This window comes from Streptomyces humicola (assembly GCF_024436035.1).
GTDB lineage: Bacteria > Actinomycetota > Actinomycetes > Streptomycetales > Streptomycetaceae > Streptantibioticus_B > Streptantibioticus_B humicola.
Genome location: NZ_JANFNG010000018.1, coordinates 39,864 through 52,863 on the forward strand (window position 1 = coordinate 39,864; position 13,000 = coordinate 52,863).

The 13,000-nt window shown below is 71.6% G+C and carries 10 protein-coding genes; 5 read left to right on the top strand and 5 right to left on the bottom strand.

The window, feature by feature from the left end:
• Nucleotides 1–142 precede the first annotated feature (142 nt).
• The 3 genes from dxs (at nt 143) to NGB36_RS21370 (ending at nt 5,381) form a co-directional block, all read left to right on the top strand.
• Nucleotides 143–2,062 carry a 1-deoxy-D-xylulose-5-phosphate synthase gene (gene dxs / locus NGB36_RS21360; RefSeq protein WP_255921979.1) on the top strand — a complete coding sequence of 640 codons (1,920 nt, stop codon included), beginning with the start codon at nt 143–145 and terminating at the stop codon, nt 2,060–2,062.
• 188 nt (nt 2,063–2,250) lie between these two features.
• Entirely contained in the window at nt 2,251–3,771 is a 1,521-nt protein-coding gene (locus NGB36_RS21365; RefSeq protein WP_255921980.1) for an amino acid permease, read from the top strand.
• Between the two features lie 68 nt (nt 3,772–3,839).
• Entirely contained in the window at nt 3,840–5,381 is a 1,542-nt protein-coding gene (locus NGB36_RS21370; protein WP_255921982.1) for a glycosyltransferase, read from the top strand.
• 8 nt (nt 5,382–5,389) lie between these two features.
• Here NGB36_RS21370 and NGB36_RS21375 read toward each other — a convergent pair whose 3' ends face one another.
• Complete coding sequence (locus NGB36_RS21375; protein WP_255921983.1) at nt 5,390–5,797, bottom strand: PIN domain-containing protein; 408 nt, start codon at nt 5,795–5,797, stop codon at nt 5,390–5,392.
• 86 nt (nt 5,798–5,883) lie between these two features.
• Here NGB36_RS21375 and NGB36_RS21380 point away from each other — a divergent pair, with 86 nt between their 5' ends.
• Both NGB36_RS21380 and NGB36_RS21385 read left to right on the top strand, forming a co-directional pair.
• Nucleotides 5,884–6,786: a DsbA family protein gene (locus NGB36_RS21380; protein WP_255921984.1), complete on the top strand. Its 903-nt coding sequence runs from the start codon at nt 5,884–5,886 to the stop codon at nt 6,784–6,786.
• 38 nt (nt 6,787–6,824) lie between these two features.
• On the top strand, nt 6,825–7,241 hold the full coding sequence (locus NGB36_RS21385; RefSeq protein WP_255921985.1) for a pyridoxamine 5'-phosphate oxidase family protein: 417 nt from the start codon (nt 6,825–6,827) through the stop codon (nt 7,239–7,241).
• Between the two features lie 113 nt (nt 7,242–7,354).
• On the opposite strand, the gene NGB36_RS21390 is transcribed toward NGB36_RS21385, so the two are convergent.
• From NGB36_RS21390 to NGB36_RS21405, 4 genes are all read right to left on the bottom strand, one after another.
• Nucleotides 7,355–9,484: a 3-hydroxyacyl-CoA dehydrogenase NAD-binding domain-containing protein gene (locus NGB36_RS21390; protein ID WP_255921986.1), complete on the bottom strand. Its 2,130-nt coding sequence runs from the start codon at nt 9,482–9,484 to the stop codon at nt 7,355–7,357.
• Nucleotides 9,481–10,701: a thiolase family protein gene (locus tag NGB36_RS21395; RefSeq protein ID WP_255921987.1), complete on the bottom strand. Its 1,221-nt coding sequence runs from the start codon at nt 10,699–10,701 to the stop codon at nt 9,481–9,483. The genes NGB36_RS21390 and NGB36_RS21395 overlap by 4 nt, the downstream gene beginning before the upstream one ends.
• A 206-nt stretch (nt 10,702–10,907) precedes the next feature.
• Nucleotides 10,908–12,152 carry an HRDC domain-containing protein gene (locus NGB36_RS21400; RefSeq protein WP_255921988.1) on the bottom strand — a complete coding sequence of 415 codons (1,245 nt, stop codon included), beginning with the start codon at nt 12,150–12,152 and terminating at the stop codon, nt 10,908–10,910.
• Nucleotides 12,153–12,277: 125 nt separating this feature from the next.
• A complete protein-coding gene (locus NGB36_RS21405) occupies nt 12,278–12,940 on the bottom strand; it encodes a LuxR C-terminal-related transcriptional regulator (protein ID WP_222977281.1) in 663 nt (220 codons plus the stop codon).
• Nucleotides 12,941–13,000 lie beyond the last annotated feature (60 nt).

The window sequence follows — 13,000 nt, forward strand, 5'->3', positions numbered from 1 at the left end:
TGCGTCCTTGCAGGTACGCCCGGGTGACGTAGCTCGCACGGGCCGACCGGCGACGCCGAGAACGCACTACTAGACTCGGCTGACCGATGTTTTCGTCAGGCCCGACGATCTCGGCCGGCCAACCGCGAACAAGGAGGCACGGGTGGCGTTGCTGACCCGCATCAAGGGACCGCGCGACCTCGACCGGCTCAATCAGGAGCAGCTGGTCGAGTTGGCGGGCGAGATCCGGAGCTTCCTGGTGGACGCGGTCTCCAAGACCGGCGGGCACCTGGGCCCGAACCTCGGTGTGGTCGAGCTCACCATCGCCCTGCACCGCGTCTTCCGTTCGCCCAGGGACAAGGTGCTCTTCGACACCGGCCACCAGTGCTACGTGCACAAGCTGCTCACCGGCCGCCAGGACTTCTCCAAATTGAAGAAGAAGGGCGGTTTGTCCGGTTACCCGTCGCGGGCCGAGTCCGAGCACGATGTGATCGAGAACTCGCATGCCTCGACCGTGCTGGGCTGGGCGGACGGCCTGGCGAAGGCCAACGAGGTGCTGGGCCGGACCGACCACGTCGTCGCCGTGATCGGTGACGGTGCGCTGACCGGGGGCATGGCCTGGGAGGCGCTCAACAACATCGCCGCGGCCAAGGACCGCCCGCTGGTCATCGTCGTCAACGACAACGAGCGCTCCTACGCACCGACCATCGGCGGCCTCGCCAACCACCTGGCGACCCTGCGCACCACCGACGGCTACGAACGCTTCCTCGCCCGCGGCAAGGAGATGCTGGAGCGCACGCCCGTCATCGGCCAGCCGCTCTACGAGACGCTGCACGGCGCCAAGAAGGGGCTGAAGGACTTCATCGCCCCGCAGGGCATGTTCGAGGACCTGGGCCTGAAGTACGTCGGCCCGATCGACGGCCACGACATCGCCGCCGTCGAGTCCGCGCTGCAGCGGGCCAAGCGCTTCGGCGGTCCGGTCATCGTGCACTGCCTCACCCAGAAGGGCCGCGGCTACCAGCCGGCCGAGCAGGACGAGGCCGACCGCTTCCACGGCATCGGCCCCATCCACCCCGACACCGGACTGCCCATCTCCTCCGGCGGCGCCGACTGGACGTCGGTCTTCGGAGAGGAGATGGTCAAGCTCGGCCACGAGCGCGAGGACATCGTCGCGATCACCGCGGCAATGCTGCAGCCCGTCGGCCTCGAAGGGTTCGCCAAGGCGTTCCCCGACCGGGTCTACGACGTCGGCATCGCCGAGCAGCACGCGGCGGTCTCCGCCGCGGGGCTCGCCACCGGCGGCCTGCACCCGGTGGTCGCCGTCTACGCCACCTTCCTCAACCGCGCCTTCGACCAGGTGCTGATGGATGTCGCCCTGCACAAGTGCGGCGTCACCTTCGTCCTCGACCGTTCGGGTGTCACCGGCAGTGACGGCGCCTCGCACAACGGCATGTGGGACATGTCGATCCTGCAGGTGGTCCCGGGCCTCAGGATCGCCGCACCCCGCGACGCCGAACAGGTCCGCCTCCAGCTGCGCGAGGCCATCGAGGTCGACGATGCGCCGACCGTGGTCCGCTACTCCAAGGGCACGGTCGGGCCGTCCGTGGAGGCCGTCGGCCGGATCGGCGGGATGGACGTGCTGCGGCACCCCACCGAGTCCACCGACCGCCCCGATGTGCTGCTGGTCTCGGTCGGCGCACTGGCGCCGATGTGCCTCGAAGCCGCCGAGCTCCTCGACGCCCAGGGCATCTCCAGCACCGTCGTCGACCCGCGCTGGGTCAAGCCCGTCGACGAGGCGCTGCCGGGCCTCGCCGCTCAGCACCGCGTCGTCGTCACCGTCGAGGACAACGGGCGCGCCGGCGGCGTCGGTTCCGCCGTATCGCAGGCGCTGCGGGACGCCGGCGTCGACGTCCCGCTGCGCGACTTCGGGATCCCGCAGCGCTTCCTCGACCACGCCTCCCGCAAGGAGGTGCTCGCCGAGATCGGCCTCACCGCCCCCGCCATCGCGCGTCAGGTGACCGGTCTGGTGGCCAGGCTCGAAGGCCGCTACGAGGACGAGCCGGCCGAGGTCTCCCGGGACTGATCCCGCGCCCCTCCGCACCCTTACGCTCCGACACGCCGATGGGCCGGGCTGACCACTCCTTCGGGTGGTCAGCCCGGCCCATCGGCGTAACCGTCCGAGCGCCCTTTCCGGTGACAGGGCGTCGAGGGTGCTGGGATGGCCGACTGCGGTCCTCACGATGTGAGCAGGCCAACTGCGGAGGTGCGTCGATGCCCACGGAAACACCCCAGCCGGCGGAGGGGAACCACGAACGGAGCGCACGGTTGCGCACATTGCTGCGGACCAAGTCCGTCGAGCAGTCGATCACCGACACCGAGGAACCCGCACACGCGCTCCGCAAGTCGCTCTCCGCCCTCGATCTGACGGTCTTCGGGGTCGGCGTGATCATCGGCACCGGCATCTTCGTCCTCACCGGTCAGGTCGCCAGGAACTACGCCGGGCCCGCCACGGCGCTCGCTTTCGTCGCCGCGGGAGTGGCCTGCGCACTTGCCGCGCTCTGCTACGCCGAGTTCGCCTCCACCCTCCCGGTCGCCGGATCCGCCTACACCTTCTCGTACGCGTCGATCGGTGAACTGCCCGCCTGGATCATCGGCTGGGACCTGGTACTGGAGTTCGCACTCGGCTGTGCCGTCGTCGCCGTCGGCTGGTCCGGCTACATCCGCTCGCTGCTCGGCACCGCGGGATACCCGATGCCCCGGGCCCTGTCCGGGAGCGAGTCGGGTGGCTTCGACCTGCTCGCCTTCGCACTCGTCCTCGTGATCACCGGGGTGCTCGTCGCCGGGATGAAGCTGTCCGCCCGCGTCACCTCCGTGATCGTGGCGATCAAGGTGACCGTCGTCCTGCTCGTGATCATTGCCGGGGCGTTCTACCTCTCGGGCGCCAACTACCGGCCGTTCCTGCCGCCCGCCCGGCCGTCCACCGGGGCCAGGGCCGGTCTGGGCGCGCCGCTGGTGCAGGTGATCTCCGGGTACAAACCGACGATGTTCGGCGTCATGGGCATCTTCACCGCCGCCGCAGTGGTGTTCTTCGCCTTCATCGGCTTCGACATCGTCGCGACCGCCGCAGAGGAGACCAACAACCCGCAACGGGACATGCCGCGCGGCATCCTCGGCTCGCTCGCCATCTGTACCACGCTCTACGTCGCCGTGTCGGTCATCGTCACCGGCATGCAGAAATACACCGCCCTCTCGGTGGACGCCCCGCTCGCCGGTGCCTTCAAGGCGGTCGGCGCACCCGTCTGGGCCGGGGTGATCAGCTTCGGCGCCGCGGTGGGACTCACCTCGGTGTGCATGATCCTCCTGCTCGGGCAGAGCCGCGTCTTCTTCGCGATGAGCCGTGACGGGCTGCTGCCGAGGTTCTTCTCCCAGGTCCACCCGCGGTTCGGCACGCCCTACCGCTCCACGGTGCTGCTCGGCGTCGTCGTCGCGGTCGTCGCCGGGTTCACCAGCATCGCCGAGCTGTCGGAGCTGGTGAATATCGGCACGCTCTTCGCGTTCGTCGTGGTCGCACTCGGCGTCATCGTCCTGCGCCGCACCCGGCCCGATCTGCCGCGCACCTTCCGTACCCCCCTGGTACCGCTCATCCCCGTGCTCTCGGTGCTCGCCTCCCTCTGGCTGATGGTGAACCTGCCGGCGGAGACGTGGGTGCGGTTCGTGATCTGGATGGCGCTCGGGTTCGTCGTGTACTTCCTGTACGGGCAGCGGCACAGCCGGGTCGGCGCGTCCGCCTGACCGGGAGACCTCCTCCGGCCGGTAAACCTCCTTTCGGGCGTTCCGGGGCGGCCGGTACGTTGGAACGCATGCCGTCCGTGCCCCATATCACCGCAGCGAAGCTGCCTTCGCAGCGGGGAGTGGTACGGAGGAGCCCGGTCTCGGTGATCCGGCGGCCGGCGGCCGGCGGCGGTCACCGCTTCTGGGTACGGCTGCTGCCCGTCCTGGCGGCGCTCGCCGTCCTCACCCACCTGCCGTCCTTCCTGCGCACCGTATGGAACCCGGACGAGGGGTTCCTCGCCACGCAGGCGCGCCTGCTGGCCCACGGCGGCGTCCTCTACGAGACGGTCGTCGACCGCAAGCCGCCGATACTGCCGTGGCTGTACGAGGCGCTGCTCGGCGCGTTCGGCTACGGCTCGCTGTGGCCGCTGCGGACGGCGGCGCTCCTCGCCCATATCGCCACGGCCGCACTGCTCGCCTCCACGGCGCGTCGCCGCTGGGGTGGGCGGGCCGGCGTGGCGGCAGGCGCCGGGTACCTGCTCGTCTCGGCGGGCCTCGCTCCGGCGGACACGCAGGCGGCCACCTTCGAGGTCTTCATGCTGCCGTGGACGGCCGCGGCCTTCTGGTGCGCGGACCGCCGCCGGTGGATGTGCGCTGGGCTAGCGGCCGCCGGGGCGGCGCTGACGAAGCAGACGGGCGGCGCGGTGCTGCTGCCGTTGGCCTGGATGGCGTGGCGGGCGGCGCGGGGGAGCGGCGAGCACGGCGAGCGGGGCGCACGCCGGGAGCGCATCCGGGCCAGGACGCGGCTCGCGCTGGGCTTCCTGGTGCCACTGATCGCGGTCGCCGCCGCGCTCGGGCCGGGACGGTTCCTGTTCTGGACGGTCACCGGATCCGGCTCGTACATCTCGGCGAGCGGTGCATGGCTCGTCGTGGCGGGGCGCGCGCTGGGCAACACGGGCATCCTGCTGGTCTCCTGCGCCGGGCTCGCCGTACCGGTGGCGTGGCTGGCCGTCCGCAGGAGCCTGCCCGGCGTCGTCGATCTGTGGATATGGCTGGCCGCCTCCGCCATGGCCGTGATCACCGGCTTCCAGTTCTACGGCCACTACTTTCTGCAGCTGCTGCCGCCGCTGGTGCTGCTCGGCGTCGCGGCCCTGCGCCGGCTGCCGCGCTGGCGCCGCCCCGCTGCGGCATGGACCGCCCTGGCCGCATGCGGCTTCCTGGCGTGGGGCCTTTCGGTGCCGCGCACGGACCTCGACCACTCCGAGGAGGTCGCGGCGGCGATCGGGCACCGCACCACACCCGGCGAGCGGGTTCTGGTGTGGGGCATGCACCCCGAGGAGTACTGGCTCGCCGACCGCATCCCCGCCAGCCGCTATCTGACGGCCGGTTTCCTCACCAACTTCAGCGGTGGCCGAGGCGACGCCAGGGTCGGCGAGCGCTTTGCGGTGCCGGGGGCATGGCAGGCGTTCCGCCGCGAGATGGCACAGCACCCCCCCGCGCTGATAGTCGACGATTCACGCGGCGCTCCGTACGGGCCGCGGCACGTGCAGGACTTCAAGAAGTTGCTGGACAGCCAATACCGTCCGGTCGGCAGCGCGGGCGGCGCGGTGCTCTACGCCCGCAGGCGGTGACGGACGGGTCAGCCGCGCACCGCCCTCGGGCCGGCGCACCGTGCGCCGAGCGCGGCAGCGCGGGCGCGCAGCTGCCGGTCGGCGGTGATCAGCAGCAGCGGCCGCCCGGGTGTCTCGCGGGCGGCGTGTGCGAGCAGCTCCACGATGAGGTCGTCTCCGCTGCCGTCCGCGGCCTCCACTCGCACCCCGTCCACCGGTTGCACGCCGCGGGCCGCGCCCTCCACCACGAGCAGGACGTCGAGCGGTGCCCCGGACGCCCACGCGGGCACGTCCTCGCGCGCGGGGAGACCGACAGCGGCCAGTGCGGCGAGGGCGTCGCGCAGCCGCTCGGTGGCGCCCCGCCGGTCGCGCCACCAGCCGTCGGGCACCGATCCGACCGTGTTCGCGGCGTCCACGACAACGAGGGGGAGCTCCATGAGGCCACCCTGCCACGCCGCCCGCATGGCCGGCGGTGGTATACAGGCGCGGTACGGCATCGGCAGGAACGGGATTGGGACGCGTGATGGCAGAGTCCAAGGGGCCGCAGGACGCCCAGGGGCAGACGGACCCGAAGGCGTCGGGCGCGGCGGGTCCCCGGCGCAGCGGGATGGCCCGCTGGCGTCCCTACACCGCCGCGATCGTCGCGGTGGGTGTGATTTTCGCCGCCTCGGCGCTGATCGGCATGCAGGTACGGTCCGGCCAGACCGGTAAGGTCACGGTGCCGACGGGCGTGCCGAGTGAGGCTCCTCTCGCCATCGGCATCAACCCGGCGGTGCCCGTCACGCTCACCGTCTACGAGGACCTGCGCAATCCGCAGTCGCGGATCTTCTACCAGCAGTACGGCTCCACCCTCGACACGATCCTCAACAGCGGTATGGCGAGGGTTGAGTACCGCTTCGTCACCTCGGTCGACAAGCAGTACGGCGGTGACGGCTCCGTGATGGCAGCCAACGCGGCCGCCTGCGCGCAGGACCAGGGCAAGGACCAGTTCGTGTCCTTCATGAAGGAGCTGTGGAGCCACCAGCCCGAGCGCCGGCACGACCGCTTCGCCAGCGAGGCGTACCTGGAGAACCTGGCCAAGAAGGTCAAGCACCTGGATGCCGCGACGTTCGCTCCGTGCGTCCACAACAAGGACCACGTGGGGTGGGTCGACGCCTCGCAGAAGGACTACCTGCGAGCCGGACTCGGTGAGGTGCCCGTCGTGCAGATCAACGGGCAGACGCTGTACCCGCTGAAGGACAAGATCTCGCCGGCCGGGCTGCAGGAGGCGGTCCGGCAGGCGGCGGTGAAGGCGCAGAACAGCCTGGCACCCTCCACGTCCCCCTCCTCCTCGCCGTCGCCGTCCGCGTCACGCCCGGCGTCCCCGTCGGCCGCACCTTCCGCGTCCGCCTCCGCCTCGTCGGCGCCCTCGGGTTCGCCGAGCTGACGGCTGCGCTGTCGGACCCCGGTGCCAGACTGAGCGTCATGGCGACCTGGCAGCAGTTCGAAGAGGAAGCACCGCGGCTTGCTGCCGCCGTGCGGGCGCGTTTCGAGGCTCATCGGCATCACGTGCTGGCCACCCTGCGCAAGGACGGATCCCCGCGGGTGAGCGGCACGGAGGCCCGCATACGGGATGGGCAGCTCACGCTCGGTTCGATGCCGGGTGCGGTCAAGGCACGGGATCTGCGGCGCGACGCGCGGTTCGCCCTCCATGCCAATCCCGGGGACGGTTCGATGGACGGCGGTGACGCCAAGGTGGCGGGCCGGGCCGTGGAGGTCGCGGATCACGCATTCCGGCTCGAGCTGACGGAGGCCGTGCTGACCTCCGTCCAGGACGGCGAACGCCTGCTCATACAGCTGTGGCGCCCGGGCAGCGCCGTCCGCGAGATACGCCGTAGCTGAAGGCACCCGGAGTCGTCCGGCGGCTTCCGGAGAGATCCGGGCCCGGGCAGGCGCAAGGGCCGCCCGGGACGGTGAAGTCCCGGGCGGCCCTCGCAACCGGCCTGCGGCCCCCGCTACGCCGGGACGCTCGCGACGCCCGGGGCGAGGAACGGCTTGCCGTTCACGCGCTGGGAGACGCCCTCGCGGTCCAGGTACGGGGTGATGCCGCCGAGGTGGAACGGCCAGCCCGCGCCGGTGATCAGGCACAGGTCGACGTCCTGCGCCTCGGCCACCACGCCCTCGTCCAGCATCAGCTGGATCTCCTGGGCGATGGCGTCGAGCGCCCGCTCGCGCACCTGCTCCTCGGTGAGCACCGTGTCACCGACCTCGAAAAGCGCGGCGACCTCCGGGTCGATCTCCGGCTTCCCCGAGTCGTAGGTGTACAGGTTGCGCTTGCCGGCCTCCACGATGCGGCCGAGGTTCTCCGAGACGCCGAAGCGGTCCGGGAAGGCGGCGTGCAGCGTGCCGGCCACGTGGTGGGCGACGGCCGGCCCGACGAGTTCGAGGAGCACGATCGGCGTCATGGGCAGGCCGAGCGGCGCCAGCGCGTTGTCGGCCACCTCGACCGGCGTGCCCTCGTCGATCGAGCGCAGCACCTCGCCGAGGAAGCGGGTGAGCACGCGGTTGACGACGAACGCCGGGGCGTCCTTGACCAGCACCGCGGTCTTCTTCAGCTTCTTGGCGACCGCAAAGGCCGTGGCCAGGGAGGCGTCGTCGGTCTTCTCGGCGCGCACGATCTCCAGCAGCGGAAGGACGGCGACGGGGTTGAAGAAGTGGAAGCCGACGACCCGCTCGGGGTGCTTCAGCTTCGAGGCCATCTCGGAGACCGACAGCGAGGAGGTGTTGGTGGCGAGGATGGCGTGCTCGGGCACGACCGCCTCGACCTCGGCGAACACCTGCTGCTTGACGCCCATCTCCTCGAAGACCGCTTCGATGACGAAGTCCGCGTCGCCGAAGGCCGAGGCCTTGTCGAGGGAGCCGGTGACGAGGGCCTTGAGGCGGTTGGCCTTGTCCTGGTTGACCCGGCCCTTGAGCAGCAGCATGTCGATCTGCTCGTGGACGTAGCCGACGCCCTTGTCGATGCGCTCCTGGTCGATGTCGGTCAGCACGACCGGCACCTCGAGGCGGCGCACGAACAGCAGCGCCAGCTGAGAGGCCATCAGACCGGCGCCGACGACGCCGACCTTGGTGACCGGGCGCGCCAGGTTCTTGTCCGGGGCGCCGGCCGGGCGCTTGCCGCGCTTCTGCACCAAATTGAAGGCGTAGATACCGCTGCGCAGTTCGCCGCCCATGATCAGGTCGGCGAGCGCCTGGTCCTCGGCGTCGAAGCCCTGCCGCAGGTCGCCGTTCTTCGCAGCGGCCATGATGTCCAGGGCCCGGTACGCGGCCGGTGCCGCGCCGTGCACCTTGGAGTCGGCGATGGCCTTGCCGCGCTGGACCGCCTGGTCCCAGCCGTCACCGCGGTCCACGGCCTGGCGAGCGACCTCGGTTTCGCCCGTGAGGACGGACGCCGTCCACGCCAGCGACTGCTCCAGGAAGTCCGCACCCTCGAAGATCGCGTCGGCGATCCCGAGCTCGTGGACCTGCTTCCCCTTGAGCTGCTTGTTCTGGTTGAGCGAGTTCTCGATGATCACCGTGACGGCACGGTCGGCACCGATCAGGTTCGGCAGCAGCGTGCAGCCGCCCCAGCCCGGCACCAGTCCCAGGAAGACCTCGGGCAGCGAGAACGCCGGGATCGCGGCCGAGACCGTGCGGTAGGTGCAGTGCAGCCCGACCTCGACACCGCCGCCCATCGCCGCGCCGTTGTAGTACGCGAAGGTGGGCACGGCCAGCGCGGCGAGCCGCTTGAAGACGTCGTGGCCGCCCTTGCCGATGGCCAGCGCGTCCTCGTGGCGCTTGAGCAGCTCCACGCCCTTCAGGTCGGCGCCGACCGCGAAGATGAACGGCTTGCCCGTGATGCCGGCGCCGACGATCTCGCCGTCCGCGGCCTCCTTCTCGACCTGGTCGATCGCGGCGTTGAGGTTCGCCAGCGACTGCGGGCCGAAGGTGGTCGGCTTGGTGTGGTCCAGGCCGTTGTCCAGCGTGATGAGCGCGAACTTCCCCGCGCCCTGCGGGAGGTCGAGATGGCGCACGTGCGCCTGCGTGACGACCTCGTCCGGGAACAGCTCCGCCGCTCCCTTCAACAGCTCAGCGGTGCTGCTCACTTGCCTGCTCCCTCGAAGTGCGGGTTCTCCCAGATGACCGTGCCGCCCATGCCGAAGCCGACGCACATGGTGGTCAGGCCGTAGCGGACGTGCGGCTGCTCCTCGAACTGGCGGGCCAGCTGCGTCATCAGCCGGACACCGGAGGAGGCGAGCGGGTGGCCGAAGGCGATGGCGCCGCCGTACTGGTTGACGCGCTCGTCGTCGTCGGCGATGCCGTAGTGCTCGAGGAAGGCGAGCACCTGCACGGCGAACGCCTCGTTGATCTCGAACAGGCCGATGTCGGAGATCGACAGGCCCGCCTTGGCCAGCGCCTTCTCGGTCGCCGGGACCGGGCCGATGCCCATCACCTCGGGCTCGACGCCCGCGAAGGCGTAGGAGACCAGGCGCATCTTCACCGGCAGGCCGAGCTCGGCGGCCACGTCCTCGGCGGCGAGCAGCGAGGCGGTCGCACCGTCGTTGAGGCCGGCCGCGTTGCCGGCGGTGACCCGGCCGTGCGGGCGGAACGGGGTCTTGAGGGAGGCCAGGCTCTCCAGCGTGGTGCCCGGTCGCATCGGCTCGTCGGCGGTGGCCAGGCCCCAGCCGGTCTCGCCGCCCTCTGGGTTGGTGCGGCGGATCGCGATCGGCACCAGGTCCTGCTGGATCTTGCCGTTGGCGTAGGCCTTGGCGGCCTTCTCCTGGCTGCGCACCGCGTACTCGTCGGCCCGCGCCTTGGAGAGCTGCGGGAAGCGGTCGTGCAGGTTCTCCGCCGTCATGCCCATGAACATGGCGGACTCGTCGACCAGCTTCTCGGAGACGAAGCGCGGGTTGGGGTCCACGCCCTCGCCCATCGGGTGGCGGCCCATGTGCTCGACGCCACCGGCGACGACGACGTCGTAGGCACCGAAGGCGATGCCGCCCGAGGTGGTGGTGACGGCGGTCATCGCACCCGCGCACATGCGGTCGATGGAGAAGCCCGGGACGGTCTTGGGCAGACCCGCCAGGATCCCGGCGGTGCGGCCCAGAGTCAGTCCCTGGTCACCGATCTGCGTGGTGGCGGCGACGGCGACCTCGTCGATCCGCTCGGCGGGCAGGTCCGGGTTGCGCCGCAGCAGCTCCCGGATGCACTTGATCACCAGGTCGTCGGCGCGGGTCTCGTGGTAGATGCCCTTGGGTCCCGCCTTGCCGAACGGGGTGCGGACGCCGTCGACGAAGACGACGTCCCTAGCGGTACGAGGCACTTTGGCTCTCCTCCAGACGCGGGGGCTCTGCAGGGCACGCCGCGGGTTCGTCCCGTGTGGTCACGGGAAGCCCACGGCGGCTCACACCGCCATGCTACTTGCGAGTAACCAAAGTGCACAGTCCCCCCGCCCGGAGCGTTGAAGGTCACATCGGTGCGAGGGGGCGGGTGGGGCTCCCGAGCCGTCGGCGAGAAGCGGGCAGAACCTCAGGAGTCGGGGGCGATGGCGCTCAGCGCCTCCGCGACCACGCCCGAGACGAGCTCCACCTGCCACGGCCGGGCCCCGCGCTCGACGAGCCGCTCGGCGACCGCCGTGACGCTTGGCTCGGCCGGCGGCTCCCAGCACAGCCGGCGCACGGCGTCCGGTGCGATCAGATTCTCCTGCGGAAGACCGAGCTCCTCCGCCAGCCGGGTGACAGCGGCGCGTGCGGCGCTGAGCCGCGCGGCGGCGGCCGGGTCCTTGTCGGCCCAGGCGCGGGGTGGGGGAGGACCGCCGAGCGGAGGTGCGGCCTGCGGCAGCTCACGCTCCGGCAGGGTACGCGCACGGTCGACGGCCCCCTGCCAGGCGTCGAGCTGGCGGCGGCTCATGCGATTGCCGAATCCGGGCAGCGCGCCGAGCCCCTGGGCGCTGGTCGGCATCGCCAGCGCGGCGGCGACGATCGCGGCGTCGGAGAGCACCCGTCCCGGCGAGACATCCCGCTCCTGGGCGATCCTGTCCCGTACCGTCCACAGCTCGCGCACGGCGGCGAGCTGGCGGCGGCGGCGCACCTTGTGCATGCCGGAGGTGCGGCGCCACGGATCGGTGCGCGGCGCGGGCGGGGGCGCGGAGACGATCGCCGCGAACTCCTGCAGCGCCCATTCGAGCTTGCCCTGCGTACGCAGCTCCTCCTCCAGCGCGTCGCGCAGGTCGACGAGGAGCTCGACGTCGAGCGCGGCGTAGCGCAGCCACGGATCGGGTAGCGGACGCGTGGACCAGTCGACGGCCGAGTGGCCCTTCTCCAGTGCGTAGCCGAGGACGTTCTCGACCATGGCGCCGAGGCCGACCCGGGCGAATCCGGCGAGGCGGCCGGCGAGCTCGGTGTCGAACAGCTGGTCGGGACGCATTCCGATCTCGGCCAAGCACGGGAGGTCCTGGGTGGCCGCGTGCAGCACCCACTCGGTCCCGGCGAGGGCATCGCCCAGCGCGGTGAGGTCGGGACATGCGACGGGGTCGATCAGCGCGGTCCCCGCTCCGGCTCGGCGTAGCTGGACCAGGTAGGCCCGCTGCCCGTACCGGTAGCCGGATGCGCGCTCGGCGTCGACGGCGACAGGACCGGTGCCCGCGGCGAAAGCCTCCACAACGGCGGCGAAGGCCTCCGGGCTGGCGGTCACCGGCGGGATGCCCTCGCGCGGGTCCAGCAGCGGGACCGGCGCCGGGGGTGCTTCGTTGGCGGTCTCTCGGGCGTCGGTCACCCGTCAAGGGTAGCCGGGCATAGGCGCGCGACCCATGCCGAAGAGCGCCGGGGGTGCGGGCACGGCGAAGGCCCGTGGCCGGAACGCTCCGTCCACGGGCCTTCCCCAGGCCGTGCGAGACCAGGTCAGTGGATGATGCCGGTACGCAGCGCGACCGCGACCATTCCGGCGCGGTCGCCGGTGCCGAGCTTGCGGGCGATACGGGCGAGGTGGCTCTTCACGGTGAGCGCGGACAGCCCCATCGAGACGCCGATGGCCTTGTTCGACTGGCCCTCCGCGACCAGCCGGAGCACCTCGACCTCACGGCCGGACAGCTCCCGGTAGCCGCCGGGGTGCCCGGGCGCGCCCGGCGGGCGGCGCTGCATGCGGGCACCCGGGGCGCCGATCGGGGCGGCGCCGGGACGCTGTGCCAGGCCGACGTTGGTGCGGGTGCCGGTGACGACGTAGCCCTTGACGCCGCCGGCGAGCGCGTTGCGCACGGCGCCGATGTCGTCGGCGGCGGACAGGGCGAGTCCGTTCGGCCAGCCTGCCGCCCTGGTCTCGGCGAGGAGCGTGAGACCGGAGCCGTCGGGGAGGTGGACGTCGGCGACACAGATGTCGCGCGGGGTGCCGACCCGGGGGCGAGCCTCCGCGATGGACGAGGCCTCGATCACGTCGCGCACGCCGAGTGCCCACAGATGTCGTGTGACGGTGCTGCGGACGCGCGGGTCGGCGACGACGACCATGGCCGTCGGCTTGATCGGACGGTAGGCGACCAGGCTTGTGGGGTGGTCGAGAAGAACCGACACCGGGCCTCCTGTGGGGTGGCGGGACGGGCCCGGCCGGAGGGGAAGGGCCGGGACATCCGC

What these genes read in the sequence shown, in the direction of transcription:
- NGB36_RS21385 (WP_255921985.1), top strand. Translation starts at nt 6,825, where the DNA reads ATGGCGACCTGGCAGCAGTTCGAAGAGGAAGCACCGCGGCTTGCTGCC.
- NGB36_RS21365 (WP_255921980.1), top strand. Translation starts at nt 2,251, where the DNA reads ATGCCCACGGAAACACCCCAGCCGGCGGAGGGGAACCACGAACGGAGC.
- NGB36_RS21370 (WP_255921982.1), top strand. Translation starts at nt 3,840, where the DNA reads ATGCCGTCCGTGCCCCATATCACCGCAGCGAAGCTGCCTTCGCAGCGG.
- NGB36_RS21380 (WP_255921984.1), top strand. Translation starts at nt 5,884, where the DNA reads ATGGCAGAGTCCAAGGGGCCGCAGGACGCCCAGGGGCAGACGGACCCG.
- NGB36_RS21375 (WP_255921983.1), bottom strand. Translation starts at nt 5,797, where the DNA reads ATGGAGCTCCCCCTCGTTGTCGTGGACGCCGCGAACACGGTCGGATCG.